The following is a 24,711-nucleotide window of genomic DNA, read 5'->3' on the forward strand; positions in this document are numbered from 1 at the left end:
TCTCCTTTGTCACATTTTTCGAATATTAACATTTTCTTTTGCCTGCATATATATTGGAACACATATAAGACATACATACACTACATACATACTTACAGTGAGTGTACCACTTACACTTCCTCTTATAGACGGATAATACCAGAACGCAAATCCTCCGCGCACACTGCCTGCCAGCACATACAATCCACACACAAGTATAAATGCAAGCGCTTTAGTATCACTTTTTCTAAATCTATACAGTGAATATGCAGATCTTCCGGGAAGTCCATATCCCCTTGATCTCATACTGTCTGCAGTGACAAGCGCCCGTTCAAGAGCCCAGGTTACAACGGCAGAAAACACATGGCAGCCCGTTCTAATTCTCACAAAACACGAATCTTTTGGTTTGTATCCAGATGCCCTCTGAGCTCTGTACACCTTTCCAAACTGTCCTGCTATGTCCGGAATAAACCTCAGTGTCATGGAAAGTATCAGTGACAACACTGGCGCCGCCTTGCCGAACAGATACACCATCTTGTCCGATGATATAACACAGTTAAAGCACGAAAACCAGCATATCACTGTCACCAGCATAAACGCAGCCATGATTCCATACATTATAGACTCCAATGTCAACGGATTTCCAGACGGAAAATATGTGAGTATCGTCACTCCCTGATGGCTGAACGCCGGGTTGATGAGCGCCGTCAGCAATATAAGTGGGATCATATATTTTATATTAGTCCTGAAGCCATCATATCCCCTAAGCAATACCGAATACACAAATGCCCCTATAAAAGACATGCCCAGGCAAACCGGATGGGTAAATGCCAGGGCATATCCTATAGTGAATATAAAGTATACCAGATTGACTATAGGGTGATATGTGGAAAATGAATCCTGTCTTTTCACAATTATATTTTTATCTCCTATCAATCACTATGTCCAGTACCCATGTCTCAGCGAATCTGTCAATGCATCTCGGATCCAACATCTGCTCCCAGGTCACATGTATAGAGCCATTTTATCACATCTCCCTGCTTGAGTTCATAGCTTGAACAGCCATAATTCGGGAACCAGCCATTTACCGAGTACATCCAGCCTGAGCCATCACCACAGTCAAATTCATACAGATTGTGAATTCCTTCTATATAATAACTTCCATACATAGGCGTCCATGAATATTCAAGCTGTATACCATAATCCCTGCACACCGACTTAAGCACTTCGAATACTGTGTCCCCCTCCTCAAATGTGGCAGTCACAGTTCCCAGAATGACACCATCATCAGGTACATAGTCCTTTTTCTCCGGTCTTAGCAGTTCCAGATTGTCAAATATTGTGGAACATCCTATTGATATAGTGCAACTGTAGGTTTTCTTCGGCGCCTCAGTTGTATTCTCTGTGGTTGCCTTTGTCGTGGCAGAAGAATCAGCAGTTGTCTTATCCGGTTTCCGCTTTTCCGTAGTCGCCGTGGTCCCCGGCTTATTCTCCGTTGTTTTTTGAGACTCCGTGGTGGTATTCTTCTTTGTAGTAGCCTCCGTCTTCTTCTCCGTGGTAGTCTCAGAATTTCGCTCCGTCACATTCTCCGATGTGCTCTCAGCGGAAGTCTGATATTCTGTTTCCGATGTATCAGAATCCGAATGAGTCTCTGAGGAGATATCGGTTACAGAACTGTCTGATTTCTTTTTCCTGTCATTCCCTGCATCAGTATTTTCCTCTGTCGCACTCTTCGTTGTCTCCGTCAGTTCCGCACCGCCTACAGCTTCAGTTGTGAGTCCCTCTTCGGTCTTTTCCAGCTTGAAGCCTCTGGCTCCCGGCGCATTCCCCCCATACCAGAAAGCCCACACCAGGATCAGCAGAACAATCACAGCTCCGCTTATGTGTTTCTTATATTTTTTTACAAATTCTTTGATCTTATCCATATGCCTACTTCTTTCGGATCACAACGTTTACAGTCTTGCTCCATGCTCCGTAATAATAAGTCTTTCCAACCTTCTTGAATCCCTGAACTCTGACATAATACCGCTTTCCCGCCTTGAGTCCGCTCAACGTCACATTTGTCTTCTTGTTTACCGATGCCCTGTACACCTTGACATTCTTTTTAAATGTCTTATCCGTGGAATACATCACCCTGTAACCCGAAGCACTCGCATTTTTTTTATAAGTCACAGTGCACTTTTTCTTCACCGTTGACTTTATCTTTGTTATCTTTTCCTGATTGACCCTGTATATTGTCTGGGTCGTATACGCAGCCTCCCCGCCACTTCCAACAGGCTTAACTGCATAGATATATTTCTTGCCATTTGCGACCTTCCGGTCAGTGTAGCTCAGAGATTTTGTGGTGGCCACAGTCGTCCAATTCTTTGCATTTCCAACCTTTCTGAGCACCACATATCTGTCAGCCCGTGCCGCTTTCTTCCACTTTACTGTTATGCCTGCTGCTCCATTACCCGCCGACACACTCGTCTTAGCCGGCGCAGCCATCTTTATGACAAATGTCTTGCTAGCTGAGCCCTTGAATATTCCCTTGCCGGTCACCACTACCTTTGCCGAATTGCCAATATTGACATTGTTCTGATATGAAATGGTGTAATCCACGCCATCCTTAAGCACTCTGTCACCAATCTTCACCGTCACGCCCGGCTTCTTGGCCTTGCCGTCGTACACATACGTGCTGGTGCTGAGTTTCACATCCGCTGTCGCCACGGATCGGATATATAATGACTTTGCATCAGACATATCATACAGTGTGTTCTTTCCTTTTTTGAATCTGTCATAGGCAACCAGAGCATATCCAGCCTGCTGCGAAGCCATTCCATTTACAACCAGTTCTCCATTCTGATTTGCCGCATGCGCAAATCCACCGGCACTTGCAACATAGAATTCCATCAAAGCATCCAGCACAGAATGTCCATTTTTGACAAATGCCTCATCTGTTCCGGCATCCTTGCCTATATCAAGCAATCCACATATCACCTGCGCACAGCTCTCAGAATTCACAGTTCCCCATGAAGCAAATCCACCATCAGCCTTCTGCAGCCCCGACATTACATCAAGCGCCCTGTCAACCGCCGTCTTAACCTCTGTGTTAGACTTGTAATACGGCGCAAGTGCCTGAATTGTCATACCTGTCATATCCGGGTCAGCATTACTACCAGAAAATGCCCAACCACCACTAGAAAGCTCCCGTCCAAGGATATATTCAACAAGTCCTTCTCTTGTCGTCTGAACACCGTCACTTCCATCCGGAAGCTTCGGAATATCATAACCTACCGTGTCAAATGCAATCAACGCAAACACCGGGCCATTGATTCCCTGTGTTGTTACATAATTCATATCGGCCAATGGCTCAAGCAGATTGTATCCACCAACATCTGTGGCATCAGCGCCAATCGCAGTTAAGGCCAGTATTACCCTGGAATTATCCGTACCCTTATACTGCTTTTTATCGAGCTTCAGAGAACCTGTCTCCTCAACACATGACTGAACATATTTCACAATATTGTCATAGTATTCTCCATACCATGCCTCATCCTCATAACCGCATCTGGCAAGAGTCATCACATTCCACTCAGCCTCATACTGTGGATCATCCGCAGTCTTCCTCAGATATACAAGAGTATTGCCAAGGGCCTGTGTGTAATCAACCATAGCCACATCTGCAGTTTCCTCTGTCGCAGTTCCTGTCACCGGATCCGTCTCGTCATTCGTCGCTGTAGATACTGCTGGATTCGTCATATCGTCTGGCACTGTGTATATCGTAGAATCTGTTACACCATCCGACTCTGCATATATCGTAGAATCCGTTACATCAGCCGCCGCATACACGTTCACAGCATTTCCTGTTGTTTCCGTGAACATAACCATTGCCATCGTGCACATCGCCATACACACAGCAAAAATTCTTCTCTTCATAATCGTGTCTCCTTTCACATTATTCCGAGTGGATATATAGCAAGCGATCTGACTTGCCAGAGTCTATGCTCTGCATACAGTAATGGCTGTTGCGACGGATTCTCACCGCACTTCTCTTCTTACTGAGCACACCTCGTTTACAACATCCTCCCAGGCACCATAAGCTTCCTTATACGCCCAGTCCGCAATGTGTGTGGTATGTCTCATTCGCCGGAATTCTCCGGGACTATACACCCAACATATTATATTGTCACAATTACCCCAATCTTATCAACGCCCATGTTCTATGTCAACCTGAAGCAAGCAAGTCAAAGAGCACAAATTTTTATCTTTTTTGCAAAAAAATCCCTGAAATAACACAAATTTCCAGGAATTGTATCTTTTAGCCATTTTAAAACTCATTTAGATACAATTTTCTCCCAAACAAGCCAAAATCCACCAAAAAGAACACAATTTTAAATTTTTTCAAAATGCAATCCTCAAAGCCGGCCACAACGTAAGACCCGCTTGGTAATATATATATCCGACAATCGGTAGCGCAGACGTCTGTGCTTCGATGGTGCTTGCTGGTGCGCAGATCCGCCGACGCCCTTTTGGCGGTCGGAGCACCATGCAGATAGCACCCAATCGAAGTGCAGTAAGTCAAGCGTGATTGCGGATGTATATATTACCAAGCGGGTCGTCTGTCACAAAAGCTTCTTAAAATCCTCCAGACAAACCGGTCTGGAGAAATGATATCCCTGATAGTAAGTGGAACCATACCTATGAAGGTAATCGAACAGTGCCTTGTCCTCGACACCTTCAATGCAGCTCTTGTATCCGAGTTGATGTGCACAGGACACAACCGCCTGTACAAGGACCTGATTAGGCTTGCTCTCCTGTATTCCCCTGACAAATGACATATCGACCTTAAGCTCATCTATCGGTAATTCCGTGAGCAGATTTAGGGTAGCATTTCCCGTTCCAAAATCATCAATAGCGATCTTTATTCCAAGTTTCCTGAAATATTCCAGCTCATTTTTCAGAAATGCTATATCCATATTCTTACATCTCTCTGTGAGCTCTATGCACAAATACTCAGGAGGGAACTTCGTCTTTTTTAATATATCCACAACAGCCTGCCTGAATCCATGATTCTCAAGCTGAGTCGCTGATATATTGACATTCACCACAAAATCAGGTCTGATCTTGCGAACCTCCATACCATCCGTGAGTGCCTGCTCTATTATCCAGTTGCCAAGCTCAAAGAAACAAGGCTCCATCTCAAGCCACGGTATAAATATTCCCGGTGGAACCACACCAAATTCCTTGTGTTTCCATCTGAGAAGAGCCTCCATACCAACTATGTGTCCTGTCTCGGAATTGGCTATAGGCTGATAGCACATGAAAAAGCCTTCCATGTTGTTTGCCACACATTTGTGTATTGTGCTGTAAAGCTGCAGTCTCATTCTATCATTGTCCTTGATCTCCTCATTGAAAAATACAAGTTCGCCATGATGATCCTCCTTGGATCTCTCCAGGGCATATTCCACACTGCTCTTTATCACGTCCTCATCGGCTCCTACGTGGTCATATATCAGACCACCACCGTATAATTTAAGCGGGATCGCCGTGCCGTTCAGGCCTACATTGTCAAGTGCAAGATTCTGTACATGTCTGTATACCTCTTTTAGCTCCTGTTTAGTATACATATTTGAGCAGATTGCAAATTTCGCTCCATCGAGTCTGAACACGAGTCCCTTTCCACCGACGACATTTTTGAGCTTTGTGGCAAAATCCTTAAGAACAGAATTGCCATATGCATATCCGTACATCATATTGATGCTGTTAAACATAGATATTCCTATTGCCAGAATGCTCATCGTCTGCTTATTTCTCAAATGTATAGATATATACTTAGTATACTCTTGCTGATTGTGCAGGTTTGTCACCGGATCAACCCCGTCTATGACTCCGTGGTTTATGACCGTTCCCACAAAGAACTCCGGATCACCATTTTCCTTCTTGGTGATGAAGCCTCTGCAGGTACAGACCACATATTCACCCTTTTTGTTTCTCATTCTATATTCTACATCATGAAACTTTTTGCGCCCCGCAAACACCTCTGTAATATCCTGTTCAAATATTGCTCTGTCATCCGGATGTATAAGCTTCTCCCACACTTTCTGTGTATCATATATGTATTGCCCAGGAAGCCCAAAGTAATCCACAGCACTTGCAGACCATTTTGTCACATTCGTATCGAGATCATTCATAAATATATAATTTCGGAGTGTTGTAGCTGCAAGGGCGTCAAATATCCTGTCTGTCTTCCCAAGATTCCTGTAATGCGGAACTCCATCCTCTGTAGTTCCTACAGCTATATTCGCCTCGTTCTCCACGCTCTCGCGCCTCTTGACCTCTGGATGTTTCGAATAGAATCTCTTCTTATCCTCATACATCAGTCTTTCGGCTTCGTTCATTATCTTGTCTATGGAATCTGCCTCAGCCTTCCAGACTGCGCCGAACGCAACCGGAGCCTCCTCCTGCTCGTCAATTACCTCTTTGTATCTGGCGATCATTGAGTTAAACGACTGCTCAGCAATATCCATAATGATGACAACAAATTCATCGCCGCTTATCCTGTAACATGCATTTTCGCCAAAATGCTGCGCCAGCATCTGCGATACCCTCTGAAGATATAGATCTCCTTCTTTATGTCCATAATGATCATTCACATACTTCAATTTGTTCACATCGTTGAATACGAATCCGACCGACCGCTTATCCTTTCGGTCTGCATACGCGTCGCACAGAATGTTAAATGCATTTCTATTGCCGAGACGAGTGAGTGCATCCTTGTAACTGTAAAATTCCAACAGCTCCTGTTTCTCTATGCTCTCAGAATACTCCTCATGTATATCCCTCGTATAAAGATAGAATACCTTATTGTCATCTCTATAGTCAGCAGTAGGTATGACCTCTGTCATAACCCATCTGTACACCATATCCATTTTACGCTTATATCTAATGGTAAATCTGTCATGTCCATTTGCAAAATATTTTATGAGGAACTCAGGAGACAGGCACTTTCTTACCCTGTCCACATCGTCAGGGAATATCTCACCACCCATAGTCATGTCTTTAATGTAATCTCCAAGGCAGTCATGCTTAACCTCATCTCTGCTTCTTATATATCCGCCTCTCAATGTCTCGCAAATATTGTGCGTCACATCAATCCTGAATATACGCCTGTATACCCTTGTCAGTGTCCTGAGACTATCCTCCAGCACCAGGGTGTCAAGGCTGACTGCCCTCATGCCGAACACAACCCATTGTCCGTCCTCTCTCGGCTCTTTCTCAGCTTCTATATCCATGGAAACCCACTCATAGTCCTCGCCAAGTCTCAATCTGAACCTGAAATTACGCACGATGGATCTGGCTCCGGCTTCTATGAGTGCTTTGACATGCTTCATATCACACATATATGCAAATTCTCTGACTTCATCAGGATGACAGCAGTCCAGTCCCTTATTATCCTTAAAATAGGAAGATACGTCAGAGGTACTTTTATAATTATCTGCATTCTTGTCCACACTGATAACACTCACATACTCCCCAGTATCAATGTTGACCAGCGCCAGTTTCACATAATTATCATATAATATGTTCTGTATATGTTCTTTGTAGTATTGTTTATCAAGTGATACTTCTTTCAAAAGATCCCTCCTTGCAGCAGCATCCGGCCTGCCATATATTCCCACGCAACCGTTTCCATTATAGCATTTACGCCATAATATAAAAAGGATGTTTTAACTAATTACATGTCTAAATAGATAAAAATAGCTGATAAAAAAGTTACACAAACAATTTTACCAGCTATTAATAACCATCAATTAATACAATATTAAATTATTTATACACCAGACAACAGCTCTGTTTATTTGCTCTGACGTTTCTTGTAATCCTCAAGCAGCTCCTTAAACAGCTTATCATGCTCAGGATATGCCTTTCTGATGAACACAAGCTTGTTGTTGCCATCCAGCAGACAATGTGAGCTTGTGCAAAGTGTCCTGAGCTCGCCTGTCTTCTTGTCCACGATCTCATATGAAAAGCCTACACGGACACCTGTATACTCCGAAAGGCTGACATGTATCAGCACGTCATCGCCAAAGTGGCACATGCTCTTATACTCAGCCGTTACACCAAGCACAGGAATTATATATCCGTCATCCTCTACAGACTTGTAATCCCAGCCTATCTGTGTCATCCAGTCCAGCCTTGCCTCCTCAATCCATCTGATGTAATTGGAGTGGTGTACTATCTGCATCCTGTCCGTCTCATAATAATAAACCGATCTATCATATGGCTTGATCTTACTCATATCTATATCTATCATTTATTTCACCTGATTTCTGACTTACTTCCAGTCCTTTTCCTTGATCTCAACACGTCTTACCTTGCCGCTGATGGTCTTTGGCATCTCATCAACGAACTCGATAACTCTAGGTCTCTTGTAGCTTGCGATGTTCTCCTTGAAGTATCTCTTGAGCTCCTTCTTGAGGTTCTCATCGCCAACTGTACCCTCTGTGAGAACGATAGTGGCCTTTATTGCCTGACCTCTTGTGCTGTCAGGTACTGATGTAACTGCACACTCAAGGACATAAGGTATTCTCATGATCTCATTCTCTATCTCGAAAGGTCCTACTCTGTAGCCTGCAACCTTGATGATATCATCCACACGTCCAACGAACCAGAAATATCCATCCTCATCCTGGTAAGCCGTATCACCTGTGTGATAGAAGCCGTCATGCATAACCTCGGCTGTTCTCTGTGGATCTCTGTAGTACTCCATGAACAGTCCGTCCGGCGCACCGTCTGCGATGTTGATGACGATCTCACCTGTCTCACCAGGTGCAGCAAATGTTCCGTCTGCCTTCATGATCCTCACGTCATACATTGGGCTTGCCTTACCCATTGATCCCGGTCTTGGAGTAGTATTCTCAAGGTTACCAATGGTAAGAGTCGTCTCTGTCTGACCAAATCCTTCATATATAGTGAATCCTGTCTTCTCCTTGAATACGTCAAATACCTCAGGGTTAAGTGCCTCACCCGCTGTTGTACAGTATCTGAGGGATGAGAGGTTGTACTTACTCATATCCATACGGATAAGGATTCTGTACAGTGTTGGAGGTGCACAGAATGTTGAGATATTGTACTTCTCTATAAGCTTGAATATAGTGTCCGCACTGAATGTATCAAAGTCAAATACGAATACGCATGCCTCGCACAGCCACTGTCCGTAGAGCTTGCCCCAGAGAGCCTTGCCCCAGCCTGTATCTGAAACTGTGAGATGAACCTCACCAGGTTTGTTGCAGTGCCAGTATTTTGCTGTGATGTAATGTCCAAGTGGATACAGATGATTGTGTGCAACCATCTTTGGATGCTCTGTTGTTCCCGATGTGAACATGACGAACAGTATATCATCCTTTCCTCCTACGGCATCCTCGCCTGTAGGTCTTGGAAACTCGGTGCTGCACTCCATGATTCCCTCATCGAAGAAGTTCCAGCCTTCTACTGGATGATTTACAACGATCTTTGTCAGCTTGTCATCAGCAAATGTATCTATGGACGCCGTGATTCCGTCATCTGATGTACACACAACCGCTGATACGCCTGCTGCCTCAATTCTATACTGATAATCTGTTGCCTTTAATATATTTGTCGCCGGTATAGCTATGGCACCGATCTTGTGGAGAGCCATCATGGTGAACCAATACTGGTAATGTCTCTTTAACACGAGCATTACCTTGTCACCCTTCCTGATGTCCAGGCTCTTGAAGTAATTGGCTGCCCTATTGGAATAATCCTTGATATCCTGGAATGTGAATTTCTTCTCGATCGTTCTATCCTTTGATACATAGATGAGCGCTGTCTGATCAGGCTCCTTCTCTGCCAGAGCATCCATTACGTCGTATGCGAAGTTGAAATTCTCGCTGTTGGTGAACTCAATCTTGCTGAGAACTCCATTCTCATCAAGAGCTGACCTCACAAACTTTCCTGCTATTCCCTGCTCTGGTCTCATTTCTGTTGACATGTTAATTTCCTCCATAAACTATAAGTTCTGATAATATATATGGTAAAACGGTTTTTCCGCCTTTTAACGCCGGCGATACATGCCGTTTTTTATCACATTATGTATTAACTTAGTATAAAAAGTCTTCTAAGTTCGTATTTCTATCTAGCAATCAAAATAAACGTTACTTTAATGTGCGTTTTCAATTAACTTTACACGTAGTTTCGATTACTACATCCATATATTATCATATCTCTTTGTCATGTCAACAGGAAAATAAAAGTTTTAATTTATTTTCACATATTGGTATTACATTTTGACTGCACAGGTTTTTCCCTCAATCCATAAAAATAAGGCGTGCAGCAATGAATTTCCCCCGGATAAGTCCAGTTTCATCTCCATCGCTGCACGCCTTAATTATCTTATTATTTCATTATATATCACAGTCTCTACTGATCCTGTACCTGCTTGGAATCCTGTGTCTGTTGCCGGCTGTCCCACTGAAGCTTCTTCTTACGCATCTGCGACTTGTATACAAGTATCGCCGTAACCACCGATACGCACACAAATATAAGCACACATATCACAAATATCAAAACTGTTGTCATGTCTTTGTCCTCCATGCACTAATCTCTCACCATATCAATCTTGTCTGCTCCCTGCTTCTCAAGATTCTCTGTGATGTTGATATCTGTAGAATTATCAAGGGCTGCCTTTCTGTCACGCATCGCCATGTTCGGATCCCTGTGTCTTGAAGGGCCGCCCACGCAGCCACCTTCACACGCCATACCTTCCATGAAGTCATCCTGGAATCTGTTGAACTTCATGAGGGTCAGTGCCTTCTTACATGCATCTATTCCATCGCATTTGCACACCTTAACCTCGTCCTCGCAGCCGAGCTCCTTCATGCTCTCTATGACTGCCGCTGTGACTCCGCCTGCATTTGCAAATTTCTTGCCGAACAGTGTGGACTGGTCGTTATCTTCAGCCTCAGGCTCAAGCTTGACATCCTTTGCTCTCAGCATGGCTCTGATCTCTCCGTATGTCAGCGCATAGTCCGCAGATTCCTTCTCTCCGGCTGCACTCTCGGCTTTCTTGCCGATACAAGGGCCGATGAATACTGTGACGGCATCCTCATAATTCTCCTTGATATATCTCGACACTGCACACATAGGTGATACGGTCTCAGATACCCTGTCTGCCAGCTCAGGGAAATGCTTCTCCACAAGAAGCTTGAATGCAGGACAGCAGGAGGTTGTCTTCTTCCTGCCCTCTGCCTTGGCCTCCATCCATTCCTTTGCCTCTGCCATGGCTGTCATGTCGGCACCAAGTCCCACATCCACCGCATCGTAGAAGCCTATCTTCTTCATGGCTGTTCTCCAGCTCGCCATGGTGATATCCGCACCGAACTGTCCGTATGTGGCAGGTGCGAACATGGCAAATACCTTCTTGCCGGCTCTCATGTCATTTATTATATCTACTATATAAGACTTTGATCCGATCGCACCAAATGGGCACTTGTGGATACATGAACCACAGTCTATACATTTGTCCTTGTCTATGACCGCAATACCTGTTCCATTCTCAGCCACAGATATGGCACCAACCGGGCAGCTCTTGATACATGGACGCATCAGATCTGCAATGGCATTGTACGGACATGCCTTGGCACACTGTCCACACTCCTTACACTTTGATGGGTCGATGTAGGACTTGTCACGTCCCATGCTGATGGCACCGAAACGGCACGCCTGCTGACACGCCCTTCCCATACACTTCTGACAGTTATCGGTTACTACGTAACGTGAAATAGGACATCCTTCACAGGCAGAGTTGATGATCTGGACTACATTCCCATCATCCTCTGTTCCAGGGGCTTTGCCCTCGGCAAGTCTGATCCTCTGTCTGATGACCTCCCTCTCTCTGTATATACAACATCTGAAAAATGGCTGTGGACCGGGAACCATCTTATATGGAAGATTGTCCCTCTCATCATCCAGCCTGCCTTCATACGCAAGCTTTGCCACCTCATAAAGCACCTCGTGCTTTACCTTTAATAATGTAGCGTCATTTGTAATCATGTGTTAACCTCTACTTATATATATTGTGGATCTTCTGTCATAGCAATCACTACGCATATGATCCAGTTGCTGATCGTATCACTCTTCCCATTCAGATCCAGTTATAATCTCCACCCGTTATAGCCAGGCTGAACAATGCATCCATCTTCTCTACCTCTTCTACGCCCTCTACGATACGCATGAGTTTTGCAGTTTTCTCCTCAGCATCTATCGCACTACCTCCATTTATAACATAATTTTCGTTCAATAACAATCTATGCAATTGACCAAAACCATTTATTTTCATTTGATGGCAGTTATGCTATAATAAAAAACACTTTGGATCATAGTAATCAATCTTTTATATAAGGAAGGCGAAATACAAATGTACAAGATCAATTTTTCAAAGCCAATCAACGTCCATTTCATGGGAATAGGCGGAATAAGTATGAGCGGTCTCGCAGAGATACTTCTGAAGGCCGGATTCAAGGTTACCGGATCAGATATGAAAGCATCTGAGATCACCGATCAGCTTGCCGACATGGGAGCGCTTATCAACATCGGTCAGTGTGCATCTAACATAACAGACAACATAGATCTGGTCGTATACACAGCAGCCATACATCCTGACAATGAAGAGTTCAAGGCCGCAGTGGAGAAGAACATTCCTATGCTCACCAGAGCCCAGCTTCTCGGCCAGATCATGGAGAATTACAAATATTCCATAGCCGTCAGTGGAACCCACGGCAAGACAACAACGACTTCCATGCTGTCCTACATCCTCATAGATGCGGACACCGATCCTACCATATCAGTCGGAGGAATCCTCGACAGCATCGGCGGCAATATCCGTGTAGGCAAATCTGAATACTTTGTAACAGAAGCATGTGAGTACACCAACAGCTATCACGCATTTAAGCCTTTTATCAGTATCATACTGAACGTGGATGCCGACCACCTTGATTTCTTCAAGGATATAGATGAGATCGCTGAGTCATTCCATGTATTTGCCACCAAGACTCCAAAGGAGGGCCTGGTCATCGTGAACGGCGATATGAAGTATTATGATACCGTTGTCAGAGACCTCGAGTGCCGCGTGGTAACATTTGGAAAGGGCGCACAGAACAAATATTCAGCACACAATATACGATTCGATGACTTCGGCCATCCAACCTATACACTGGTTGTGGACGGCAAAGAAATCACTGACATAACACTCAAGGTATTCGGTGAGCACAACGTATACAACTCACTGTCAGCCATAGCGGCATCCCTTGAACTTGGAATCTCCATAGATGTCATCAAACAGGGACTGTCAGAGTGTGTCGGTGCCGAGAGACGTTTTGAGTACAAGGGAACCATCCTCGACAACGTTAGAGTCATGGATGACTACGCTCACCATCCAACTGAGATAGCAGCCACACTGAAGGCAGCAAAGAACACAAGCTACAACGAACTGTGGTGTGTATTCCAGCCACACACCTACTCAAGAACCTACGCTCTGTTCGATGAGTTTGTAGACGCACTCAAGGTATGTGACCACGTCATCGTGGCAGATATTTATGCAGCCCGAGAGAAGGATACCGGACTTGTCTCAGCAAAGCAACTCGCCGAGAAGATCGCCGAGACGGGTACTGATGCGTTCTATCTTCCATCTTTCGACGATATAGAAAATTATCTCTTAAAAAATTGCAAAAAAAATGATTTGTTGATAACTATGGGCGCCGGAAACGTCTATTCTATCGGAAATGACCTGATAAAAAATTAGTTATCCACATTATCCACACAGCTCTGTGGGAAAGTTTTCCCCACAGAGCTTATATTTTTTTGTTGACATAATTTTTACAGAAATATTACAAAGCCCTGTTAAACTATGACTTTTGTATTTTTATGTCACTTTTTCGTCCACATTATCCACATTATCCACATCCCCCACCCTTTTTCCCAACCGACTGTATGTTCTGTTTGCATTCCAAAAAGTTCATGTTATAATGCATTTGCGCTAAGGGAAATGCGCTATTTCAGGAGTATGATCAAGGAGTTTTTTGACATGAGCTACATTACTATTACAACAGAAAAAAACGAAACATATTCCTCTATATCAAACTTTTTTATAGACTATTACATGACCTCCGCCAGCGGAGAGTTTGTTAAGGTATATCTGTATCTGGTCAGACTTATGTCTTCCAGTAAACCCGTGTCTGTCGCCAACATAGCAGATCATTTTAATCTCACAGAGAAGGATATTTGCAGGGCCATAAAATACTGGATAAGCCAGGATGTTATGAAGCTCAACTACAACAAGAAGAAGGAGCTTACAGGAATAACTCTTCTCCCTCTTCACGACAAGGGCAGCTCCTCCGACAGCGGAGTTGACGACCTCTCTATTCTCGGCATGGATTATTCCACCGGGGATGACGATAACAACAGCGAGATCACGGCGACGATCACAGATGAAGACAAGGCCGAGGTGCCGGAGCGCACTCTGCCTGACAAGATAACAGTTACACCAGAATTTCTTAGGAAGAAACAGGAGGACGAGGTTCTCTCTGATATTATGTTTGAGACAGAGGCATATTTTGGCAGACCGCTTTCCATGCCTGAATCAGAAAGTCTCATATACATATACGACCAGCTTGGCTTCTCCCAGGAGCTCATCGAATATCTGATCGAATACTGTCTGACCATGGGCAAGGCAAGCTTCAGATATGCGGAGACCGTAGCCATAGCATGGTATGAAAAAGGAATCGACACGGTTGACAAGGCCAAGGCAGACAGCTCCGCCTACAACCCATTTTACAAAAAGGTCTTCTCTGCACTCGGAATACGCAGAAGCAATCCTACCAGCATAGAGACCGCATACATTGACGCGTGGACAGGTGAGATGAATTTCTCAGAGGATCTTATCCTTCTGGCATGTGAGAAGGCCATAATCTCCAAGCCACAGTCCGCCAACTTCGCATATGTCAATGGAATTCTTGAAAACTGGCATAAGAATGGTGTACAATCCATTAGGGATGTCGAACTGCTCGATCAGGAGTTCCTCAAGAAGAAATCAGCGGCCACAGCGCAGCCTGCAGCCACCAGGAATCCGAATGGATTTGCGAACTTCAAGCAGACAGACATGTCCAACCAGTTGGACAAGCTGGAACAGATGCTTGCAGATGAACTCAATCTTGACAAGAGGTAATATATACATATTATGGGCAATATAAATTATGATGATATTTTGTCCCGGCTGAGCAGGATCAGACAGGACAATCTTCGCAGACAGGACAACAGAAAAGCTGAGGTATATGCCAGGATCCCTCGTATAAAGGAGATCGACGATGCCATCGCCCACAGTGCCGTCCAGGCATCAAGGGCAAGGATACTGCATCAGGAAGTGGATGAAGAAGCACTCTCCATGAAGAACCACGCTCTCCGCGATGAGAAGCATCAGCTCATGGCACAGACCGGATACCCTGACGATTATCTGGCACCGATATACAACTGCCCCGCATGCAGAGACAGCGGATATGTAGATGGTAAGCCATGTTCATGTCTGAAACACATGGTCATCAGCCAGTTGTACCAGCAGTCCACCATAGAGAAGGTGCTGGAGACGGAGAATTTTGCCAGCTTCAATCCTGATTTCTACAGAGATGAACACATTGCTGGCTACAATTACACTCCTTACCAGAATGCACAGAGCATATTGTCTGCATCAAGACAGTTCACAGAGAATTTTCAGGACAGCAGACCGGGCATTCTTATATATGGAGAGACCGGAACAGGCAAGACCTTCCTGACAAATTGTATCGCTAAGGAACTTTTAGACAAAGGTTATACAGTTTTATACTTGTCGGCGATAAATTTATTTGATAATATCTTACAGGACATTATAATAAAGGGGGGTCATGAACCGCATCAGAAGATGCTGTATGACTACATATATAACTGCGATTTTCTTATAATTGACGATCTGGGCACAGAGTACACCAACTCATTTGTCCTGTCTCAGTTATTTGAGATTATAAATACGAGAACTATCAAGAGACAGTCTACTCTCATTTCTACCAATCTTGATCTGCAGGAATTCAAGAACAGGTATACAGAGCGTATCATGTCACGAATAGTTGATAGCTATCTCATCTTCAATCTCTACGGAGATAACATCCGCTATGTAAAAAGAATGAAAAGCATAGCCAGGAACAAAAGGTAGACAACGAAAGCAGATTAGGAGGATTTTTATTATGCCAGACGATAGCAAGTTGGAAACAATACCTGTAGGAAGCTTAGGAATCATTGCTCATAAGAGCATTGTACCTCTCGGAGAGAAGGTCGATTCTTATATCGTAAAATGGAGAAAGAACCGTCAGAACGAGAACAAGTCAAGCATCGTATTCCACGGTTACGAGAAGGACTCTTACCTTATCAAGGCAGACTGCCCTAGATTTGGTTCAGGTGAGGCAAAGGGTATTGTCAACGAGTCAGTCCGCGGTAAAGACATATATATCATGCTTGATGTAGGAAACTATAGCTGCACATACACCATGGGTGGCCAGACTCAGAGAATGTCTCCTGACGATCACTATGCTGATCTGAAGAGAATCATCTCTGCCATGACAGACAAGCCTAGAAAGATCACTGTCATCATGCCTTTCCTGTATGAGAGCCGTCAGCACAAGAGATCAGGACGCGAGTCCCTCGACTGTGCAGTTATGCTCCAGGAGCTTCAGCAGTATGGTGTAGACAACATCGTTACATTTGACGCTCATGACCCACGTGTTGTAAATGCTATTCCAAAGAGCGGTTTCGAGAACGTAAAGCCTACTTACCAGTTTGTAAAGGCACTCCTCAGATCAACTCCTGATCTTGAAATAAACAACGATCACATGATGGTCATATCACCTGACGAGGGTGCTATGCACAGAGCGATCTACTTCGCTAACCTTCTCGGTGTAGATGTAGGTATGTTCTACAAGAGAAGAGATTACTCAAGAGTTGTGGACGGACGTAATCCTATCGTTGCCCATGAGTTCCTCGGTGATTCAGTTGAAGGCAAGGATGTTATAATCATCGACGACATGATCGCATCAGGCGAGAGTATGATAGATGTTGCCAAGCAGCTCAAGGCAAGAAAGGCTAAGAGAGTATTTGCACTTGCTACATTTGGTCTCTTCACCAAGGGTCTTGAGGTATTTGACAAGTGTCACGAGGAAGGTCTCATTGAGAAGGTCATCACAACCAACCTCACTTATCAGCTTCCTGAGCTTGCAGACCGCGACTGGTATGTATCAGCCGACATGAGCAAGTACATTGCACTCATTATCGATCACCTCAACCACGATGCATCTCTCAGCGATCTTCTTGATCCATCAGAGAGAATCAGTGCGAGAATTGCTGAGTACAAGGAGAAGCACACTATCTCAGATAACTACGAGAATTACTAATATACAATTATAGACTTACAAAAAAGACCTGCGGAAGCTCACCTGATACATACCATGTATCGCAAGCTTCCGCAGGTCTTTTAATTATTTATTATTAGAAACTTTCTACAATGTCACCACATTGCATGCTATATGAATATCCTCAAGTCTGTTAACCAGATCCTTATCGGATGTAAGCAATATCGTCTGCTCCGTGTTCACCATACTCATCGCCTTGAGCACTCCCATGAGCTGACTCTCATCGGTCACATCTATCACATCGTCCAACACAAGTGGCATTTTCTCGTTGTTAAGTATCTCTGCAACAGCCAGCCGCACAGCCAGATACACCTGACGAACGACCTCATGTCCCAGGAATTCCGCCCTGAAGAAATGGTCATCCTTTTTCACTGCAACATGCATCTCATCATCGAGCTTTGCCTCCTGATACTGTCCACCGGAGAGTGCGCTAAGAATATCCGATACTCTGCCGTCTATACCGGCAAACAGTCCTGAGAACTCCTCCGATATGTCCATTATGGTATTGATAGCCTTATCTATGGCCTTCTTCTCAGTCTCAAGAACATCATAGTCCGCAAATATGGCGTCTCTCTTCTCCTTGAGTTCATAATAGGCATCCCTCTTCTCTATGGCATCATGCTCCTGGAACTTGAACATATCAAGCTTCCTGTCATGCTCCTCCTGAAAAGCTCTGTCTATCTCAACTCGAACCGTCCTTGACTCAGTTGCTCTTCCCATCTCGTATATGGTTCTCCTGAACTCTTCCTCTGACGGAAGCTTATCACTGTCGAATGCACCTTTCCTGAACAATCCATCTATGATGGTTATAGCAACAAACGCAATCGTACATATCGTGAATAGCTGCTGTATGGACTTCTGAAAACCAACAAGGTGAACCACCAGCATGACCACCGCAACAACCAGTATTCCTGTTGCCATTATGACAAATATATTGTCCGTCAGCTTCTTGTCCTTCTTCTCCTGCTTCTTTTTCTCCTTCAGCTCGTCCTCATCATCTATAGCTTCAACCTCAAGGAATATTCTGCTTCGCTCCCTGTCCTCATCCTCGTCAGGGATCTCAGCATCCTTTTCATTCACAAGCTGCCTTGCCTCTCTCTTCAAACGTGCGATCTCCATATTATAAGCATCAAGCTCCTCACGTCTGGCAGTTCGGATGTCTTCAAGCTCCTTATCAACTTCACCCAGCTCATCCATCTGGGCTTCCAGCTCTTCTATCTGAACCAGATACTTCTGATTGTCATATTTCTTCTTTTCATTCTCAAGATACGCCACTGCGTCTGCTCTGTTTATTCCGCTGCAGCCCGTCTCCTTCATATTCTGAAGATACTTCTCGAGTCTGTCACACAAAGCTTTGTCATCTCCGCCCATCTCCTCCGGCGGATCAACACACATTGCATCCACAAATGTGCTCTTGTCCATATCAAACAGGACACCTCTGTAGGAATTCTTAGACACAAGTCTCTCATCCTTCCCGCTCTCTATATCAGTGAGCGTTGCACCGTCCGTGGACATGTTGAAATTTCTCTCCATAAGATGACTCTTTCCAGCATTTGTCACCTGTGCCTTTCCGGCATATCCATTTCCACCGGATGGCTTTCTTAATGCAAAATTGTCTCCCCGGGATCCAAGACCCTTGGTTTTATTCATACCATACAGTATACCGGACACAAAATCCCTGATCGTACTCTTGCCGGCTCCGGGCTCTCCATAGAGCACATTCAAGCCTTTGTCCAGCTTTATTTCTTTGTTATTGAATTTTCCAAATTCTTTCAAAAAAAGTTTATTTATATACATTACTTTTCTCCAGTTGCTATGATCGCCTCAAGACCATATTCAAGTGCCTTTTTGCTGACCTCGTCATCCCCACCGGACAACTCAGCGATAAATCTTCCAAGTACATTGTGCTCATTGTCCCTCTTGAGACCATCAGCATTGTACTCGAACATCGTATTATCCACAACCTCATATATCTTGTAATCCTGAGACACATCATCAAACTGAGGTCTCACTCCGCGCCCCTTCTGGCCCTTCAGGATAACCCGATATATGTTCTGCGTTCCCATCTTATCGATCTGTTTCAGAACAGCATGCTCGATCTGTCTGTCAGTATATTCCGGCTTTATCTCAAGTCCAAGGTTGATGTAATTCCTGCAGGCAACAGGCTCCCACTTTATCCTTGTCTCTCCGTTTATTATCTGTCCATAAATAAAGCCATGCTTTCCTGTGTCAGAAGGTGACAAAGGCTCCGGCGATCCCGGATATGCCATACGGTTCTTCACCATGTGCTTCGGCTTTCTCAGGTGTCCGAGTGCCACATAGTCAAATCCTGTGTCAGCCAGCTTTCGGAAATTAAATGGACTGTGGCTGGCATCTCCTCCATGCATGAGAAGTATATTGACAGCGCCTTCCGTCTGGGCATCTATCCCCTCTGAAAAATCCTCCGTGTATTCCGCCTGTCCATAGCTGAAACCGGTCACACAGGTATTTATATCTTCAAAATACGCATTGCTGAACTCCCCAGCCGGAAGAAGCACTGTGTTCGATGTGAACTCATAATTCTCCGATGGAGATCCACTTTCAATGTAATCACTACTGCCCGCAATGATCACCGTTCTTGTATTTGTAAGTTTTGCAAGTCTGGCATCAAGCTTTGCAAGATCCGCAGCCTTCGGCGCACTGTGATACAGATTGCCGGCAATGAGGAGCAGATCTACCTTTCTCTCCTCCGCAATATCCAGGATCCTGTCAAATGTCTCTTCTATCTCTTTCGCACGGACATCGCTCCAAGGCTTTCCCGCATCAGGCATCATTCCCAGGTGCACATCCGAAACATGAATAAATCTCATATCCTAACCTCTAATCTATAGTTAAACTGCCATTTTCTAATAGCCCACACTTAGTCCACTATTATACAATCATCAAAAGTTTAACCCAAATCAGAGAAAAATACAACATAAGCTATGTTAAAACTTTGTGACATGCAGATACTTCTCCCTCGTTGCAAGCCCTCCTCTTATATGTCTCTCCGCCTTGTTGGCATCCAACACCACCCTGGCCTGGGCCGCCAGCATGGGTCTTATACGGACCAGCCGTTCCGTTATATCCTTGTGCACCGTTGATTTGCTTATACCCATCTTGTCCGCTGTCTGTCTCACAGTCGCCCTTGTGTCTATGATATAATTTGCCGCTTCGATTGCCCGCTCTTCTATGTAATCCTTCAAAGAAAAAGCCCCCGCATATTCTGTTTTTACAGTCTATGCGGGGGCATGCGGTTTATGTACATTTAATCCTGATTTATGGGGATCAGCACAAGTGTTTCATATTCCCCATATGTATTCTTTATCTCCATTATTCCATTGTACTTGTCCATGGTATTTTTCACATTTTGTATACCATATCCATGAGTCATATCCTTACTGCCGCCCACGTCAGACTGTGTACTGCTATTTTTCACATCTATTACCAAATGCCGGTCTGTCTGCACTATTGCCAGCTTTATATATACCCCCTCTTTTTCCTTCTGTTTCTTACATGCATTGATACTGTTATCCAGCAGATTCCCTATTATTATACACATATCATAGTCAGAGACCATTATTGAATTTTTATCGAACTTAAAATCCGTATGAAATTTCACGCCATTGTTTTGGGCAAATGTATACGCACTGTTCACAAATGTATCAATAACAAGATTTCCTGTTTTTGAAACAACATATTTATTTTTTAATTCTTCCTCATATCTATCACATACTGTTCTTATCCTGTCATATTCTTTCTCTTCTATGCATGACCTTATATAGCTTATATGCTTCTGGGTATCATGAACCATACTGCCAATTTTCTTATAAGAAAGAACCAATTGGTCATATTTATCCGACTGATGCTCCAACTGATAACCAAGCATTGTTACCTGATTTTTCAATTTATAATTATCCACCATGTTATCAAACAGATAATAATTCAAAACATTTAAGACCAGCACAATTATCAGCACAAATATAAATCCGTACCCTGACAAAAGCACGATCTGTTCTGGTATTATCAAGTATAGATAACAACTTATCATTGGAGTTATAAGCACTATGACCAACTGTTTAAATGAATATCTACCTGATACATAATTTCTCACTACCAGTATTATGATCAGGACAGGCAGCATAATAAACTGTGCATACATATCCATCACCGAGATCAGATGAGTTATTCCACCGTCATACAGCATCTGATCCGTTGTAATTACCACTACATCAGATAAACCGATGCTCACCAGATAACCCAATACCCATATAATAAACGCAGATATACATTCAGCTATACGGGAATCATATAGGCAAATAAATACGAGCATGATAACTATATGCGCGGACACCTGGCTGACCATTGCTTTCTCCTGTGACACATCTATCATGAAAAGCTGTCCGCCTCTTGAAGCCAGCTCTGTTAAAATAAATATACCCCAATATGCCATTGTCGATATTCTAAGCGGAGGCTTCCCAAACCATTTCTCTACATAAACTTTTACAGTCACAGCATCCATAATTGCTGATATAAAAATTAATACTAAATAACTCACCCTTTAACCTCTGATGCTCCCCACATCTGATATAACCGTATTAATAAGGCTCTTCCTTACCTCTTCCTCATATTTCCTTGACAACGGAATAATCTCGTTATTATCCAAAACAAGCTCCCCGCCTCTCAAGGTAACTATGTGATCTATATTTACAATATACCCCTTAAAGCTGTATACAAACCTTTTGTCCTTTAACAAGTTAAACCATTTTTTTAAATTTCCTGTAACCTGTATAATCTCTTTTGCAGAATGAATATCTACACTCTTTTGAAATTTTCTTGAGGTTTCTATATACATAATATCAGATATATTAACAACTCTTTCTCCATCTGCCGCTGGCACAATCAACTTGTTAAACTCCATGTTCCTTATCTCACGCAAAACCTGAGATAATACTTGTTCCAACTCTATATATTTAAGAGGTTTCTGAATATAATTATATGCATGCACAGAAAAGCTCCGTCCCATATGTCCCGGGTAATTGCTTACAAAAATGATAATTGCATTTTTGTCGTATCTTTTTCGGATAATTGAGGCGATATATATTCCATCCTCCTTCTCCATTTCCACATCAAAGACAAAAAAATCATAATGTTCACCAGATTCCATCTTGTCCAGCAATTCCTGCCCCGTCCTGTAGTTGGCGCATTCAATATCCAGATTGTGTTTAAACGAATACTCCAATATGCATTTTTCTGCAATGTCTATATCCTTCTGCTCATCATCACATATAGCAACTTTTAACATCTTCCGCCTTTCATTTACCAATTAATACAACTTACGTAAATTTTAGAGCAACTAAACTTTACTAATTATAATTTATTAATGATGGGAGGTAAAGTAGTTATACTTATTATTAAAATATTGAAAGGAATCAGGTAATGCTTAAACAGAATTACATATTATTCAGGAAAACTCCACAATGCTTTTGGCCTTCCATCGCTGCTATCATATTTTGTATTTTATACTCAGTATACAAATTCATTGAAGACAGTCTGCTTAGAGAATTTAACTACATTGATATAGTTGAACATACAGATATTATGCTTGGAAATTCCATATATTATTATATTCTGTTTTTGTACTTGTCCTTTGAATACACATCTATCGTAAAAAAAACCAATATGGTAGAGAGCATAAGCACATACACTATGTCATCAATTAAAAGAGAATCACTGCAGCTGCTTATTCTCTCTATCATAAATGTCTTATTATGTATGTGCATGTTAGTTCTATGTATATGCCTTTGTATACTGTCAGGTTCTTCCTCTGCAGACTTTTATATATATACAATTAAGGCTATTTTCACACATGTATTTATGGTTAACACTTGTGCGGTTATGACTGGGCTCATCATATCGTATATCAACAATACTATCCTTGCCTATCTTGCATTATTTGGGTTCACTATAGTTGCCATATTGCAATCGGGTAAGTTCACCTTTCCTGCGGAAGATAAAATCGGCAGTATACAGGAAATATCCAATATATTCTGTGCTTCTCTTACTTATATTCCAGATGAAGCAGCTTTAATTCCTGTAAATATACATTTTCTGTCCAAACCTTTGTATATAGTATTTGGCGTGATCTCCGTATATTTGATCACAAATTTCTTCAGATACAAGAAGTTATCTTTGATTTTTGCCACCATATTTTCAGTGTTATGCTCGTTTTCCTTTATTTATATCTGCAACATCCCATATAATGGTAGTAACCCTGGATACGCAGACGATTCCTCGGATTTATTTGCAAATGAACAGGAATTACTTACTCCAACAAAGGAAATAGATTTTTATGTTACAGAGTATAACATACATTTTGACATAAGGAAGAATTTGATCGCAGATATGTATATGCAGCTATCAGACACCAGTCTCCCTGAATACCATTTTATACTCTGTAAAGATTACAATATCGACTATATAGCAGATGATCAGAATAATGCTATCCGCTATAGCAGAAATGGGAATAAGCTATGCATATACAACGAAACCGGCAATCTCTCATCCATATACATAAAGTATACAGGAAAATCCTACAATATTTGCTACACAGGGGAAAATGGTGCATATCTTCCTGGGAACTTCCCGTATTACCCAATTGCTGGAAATGGAGACTTATTTCAAAACGGATATTGCCGGCTTCCTAAGGATCTGAGCAGGTTCACAGTATCCATATACTCTGATTTTACTACGTATAGCAATCTCAGCTTGTCCGGTGACACGTTCAGTGGTTTCAGTGATCAGCTAAGCATTGTTTCCGGCATATTTTGGAGAGAACAGATTATTGATAATGTGCGATACATTTTCCCATATATTGGCGCGGACACCGATCCGAGTCGAAACCACTACATAACAAGCCAGATAAAAAAATATATAAACTATACACCTGAAGAAAAGGCAACTGATTATTCCCTTATCGGGAAAACAATCCTGATACAACCAATACACAGAAATGCATATATGTATGGTTCTGACATGGTGATGTTTGATGCTGCAGGTAATTTGGATATTTACTACACCAATTATATACAGACAGGTAATTGGTACAATATTGATTCAATTCTCACCGATGAGGAACTTCAAAAGATTCAGGAAGATGTATACGACGAACTTGGCATCACTGAAACAACAGAATAAAGTAACTTGTATCCGTTCAGATAAAGGGGGA

General features: G+C 42.9%; 19 protein-coding genes. 5 read left to right on the top strand and 14 right to left on the bottom strand.

Translation table 11 applies throughout. The annotated features are described in order from the left end of the window. Positions 1 to 9: 9 nt before the first annotated feature. The 9 genes from DXB91_RS04940 to DXB91_RS14105 form a co-directional block, all read right to left on the bottom strand. A complete protein-coding gene (locus DXB91_RS04940; protein WP_242857353.1) occupies positions 10 to 891 on the bottom strand; it encodes an energy-coupling factor transporter transmembrane component T in 882 nt (293 codons plus the stop codon). A gap of 59 nt (positions 892 to 950) precedes the next feature. Beyond that, positions 951 to 1,904, bottom strand: a complete 954-nt coding sequence (locus tag DXB91_RS04945; protein ID WP_055147424.1) for a DUF4430 domain-containing protein — start codon at positions 1,902 to 1,904, stop codon at positions 951 to 953. A 4-nt stretch (positions 1,905 to 1,908) separates the two neighbouring features. After that, a complete protein-coding gene (locus DXB91_RS04950; protein WP_118016964.1) occupies positions 1,909 to 3,897 on the bottom strand; it encodes a fibronectin type III domain-containing protein in 1,989 nt (662 codons plus the stop codon). Between the two features lie 686 nt (positions 3,898 to 4,583). Further along, entirely contained in the window at positions 4,584 to 7,595 is a 3,012-nt protein-coding gene (locus tag DXB91_RS04955) for an EAL domain-containing protein (protein WP_147343972.1), read from the bottom strand. Between the two features lie 221 nt (positions 7,596 to 7,816). Beyond that, positions 7,817 to 8,275 carry an acyl-CoA thioesterase gene (locus tag DXB91_RS04960; RefSeq protein WP_118016966.1) on the bottom strand — a complete coding sequence of 153 codons (459 nt, stop codon included), beginning with the start codon at positions 8,273 to 8,275 and terminating at the stop codon, positions 7,817 to 7,819. Positions 8,276 to 8,296: 21 nt separating this feature from the next. Continuing rightward, on the bottom strand, positions 8,297 to 9,973 hold the full coding sequence (locus tag DXB91_RS04965) for an AMP-binding protein (protein ID WP_118016967.1): 1,677 nt from the start codon (positions 9,971 to 9,973) through the stop codon (positions 8,297 to 8,299). A 428-nt stretch (positions 9,974 to 10,401) separates the two neighbouring features. Beyond that, positions 10,402 to 10,560 (bottom strand): hypothetical protein, encoded by a 159-nt coding sequence (locus DXB91_RS14260; RefSeq protein WP_165852775.1) that lies wholly within the window; start codon positions 10,558 to 10,560, stop codon positions 10,402 to 10,404. Positions 10,561 to 10,578: 18 nt separating this feature from the next. Continuing rightward, positions 10,579 to 12,033: a 4Fe-4S dicluster domain-containing protein gene (locus DXB91_RS04970; RefSeq protein ID WP_015534570.1), complete on the bottom strand. Its 1,455-nt coding sequence runs from the start codon at positions 12,031 to 12,033 to the stop codon at positions 10,579 to 10,581. A 91-nt stretch (positions 12,034 to 12,124) separates the two neighbouring features. Beyond that, entirely contained in the window at positions 12,125 to 12,280 is a 156-nt protein-coding gene (locus DXB91_RS14105) for a hypothetical protein (RefSeq protein ID WP_158547595.1), read from the bottom strand. A gap of 117 nt (positions 12,281 to 12,397) precedes the next feature. Here DXB91_RS14105 and murC point away from each other — a divergent pair, with 117 nt between their 5' ends. The 4 genes from murC (at position 12,398) to DXB91_RS04990 (ending at position 17,447) form a co-directional block, all read left to right on the top strand. Next, positions 12,398 to 13,780, top strand: a complete 1,383-nt coding sequence (gene murC, locus DXB91_RS04975; protein ID WP_015534568.1) for a UDP-N-acetylmuramate--L-alanine ligase — start codon at positions 12,398 to 12,400, stop codon at positions 13,778 to 13,780. Positions 13,781 to 14,062: 282 nt separating this feature from the next. Further along, positions 14,063 to 15,202: a DnaD domain protein gene (locus DXB91_RS04980; protein WP_118017091.1), complete on the top strand. Its 1,140-nt coding sequence runs from the start codon at positions 14,063 to 14,065 to the stop codon at positions 15,200 to 15,202. Positions 15,203 to 15,214: 12 nt separating this feature from the next. Further along, complete coding sequence (locus DXB91_RS04985) at positions 15,215 to 16,216, top strand: ATP-binding protein (protein WP_015534566.1); 1,002 nt, start codon at positions 15,215 to 15,217, stop codon at positions 16,214 to 16,216. Between the two features lie 31 nt (positions 16,217 to 16,247). Further along, the gene (locus DXB91_RS04990) at positions 16,248 to 17,447 is read left to right on the top strand and encodes a ribose-phosphate pyrophosphokinase (RefSeq protein WP_117550099.1); all 1,200 of its coding nucleotides are present in this window, start codon (positions 16,248 to 16,250) and stop codon (positions 17,445 to 17,447) included. A gap of 105 nt (positions 17,448 to 17,552) precedes the next feature. Here the strand turns inward: DXB91_RS04990 and DXB91_RS04995 are convergent, their stop codons facing one another. The 5 genes from DXB91_RS04995 to DXB91_RS05015 form a co-directional block, all read right to left on the bottom strand. After that, positions 17,553 to 19,262 (bottom strand): ATP-binding protein, encoded by a 1,710-nt coding sequence (locus DXB91_RS04995; protein ID WP_118016968.1) that lies wholly within the window; start codon positions 19,260 to 19,262, stop codon positions 17,553 to 17,555. After that, positions 19,262 to 20,314, bottom strand: a complete 1,053-nt coding sequence (locus DXB91_RS05000; protein ID WP_118016969.1) for a metallophosphoesterase family protein — start codon at positions 20,312 to 20,314, stop codon at positions 19,262 to 19,264. The genes DXB91_RS04995 and DXB91_RS05000 overlap by 1 nt, the downstream gene beginning before the upstream one ends. A 117-nt stretch (positions 20,315 to 20,431) precedes the next feature. Beyond that, positions 20,432 to 20,689 carry a sporulation transcriptional regulator SpoIIID gene (spoIIID, locus tag DXB91_RS05005; RefSeq protein ID WP_055222251.1) on the bottom strand — a complete coding sequence of 86 codons (258 nt, stop codon included), beginning with the start codon at positions 20,687 to 20,689 and terminating at the stop codon, positions 20,432 to 20,434. Between the two features lie 62 nt (positions 20,690 to 20,751). Beyond that, positions 20,752 to 22,041: a sensor histidine kinase gene (locus tag DXB91_RS05010; protein WP_147343973.1), complete on the bottom strand. Its 1,290-nt coding sequence runs from the start codon at positions 22,039 to 22,041 to the stop codon at positions 20,752 to 20,754. Between the two features lie 3 nt (positions 22,042 to 22,044). Then, positions 22,045 to 22,788: a LytR/AlgR family response regulator transcription factor gene (locus tag DXB91_RS05015; protein ID WP_118016971.1), complete on the bottom strand. Its 744-nt coding sequence runs from the start codon at positions 22,786 to 22,788 to the stop codon at positions 22,045 to 22,047. Between the two features lie 134 nt (positions 22,789 to 22,922). On the opposite strand from DXB91_RS05015, the gene DXB91_RS05020 reads away from it, so the two are divergent. Continuing rightward, on the top strand, positions 22,923 to 24,680 hold the full coding sequence (locus DXB91_RS05020; RefSeq protein ID WP_118016972.1) for a hypothetical protein: 1,758 nt from the start codon (positions 22,923 to 22,925) through the stop codon (positions 24,678 to 24,680). Positions 24,681 to 24,711: the final 31 nt, after the last annotated feature.

This window comes from Coprococcus sp. OM06-34AC (assembly GCF_003462545.1).
Lineage (GTDB): Bacteria > Bacillota > Clostridia > Lachnospirales > Lachnospiraceae > Coprococcus > Coprococcus aceti.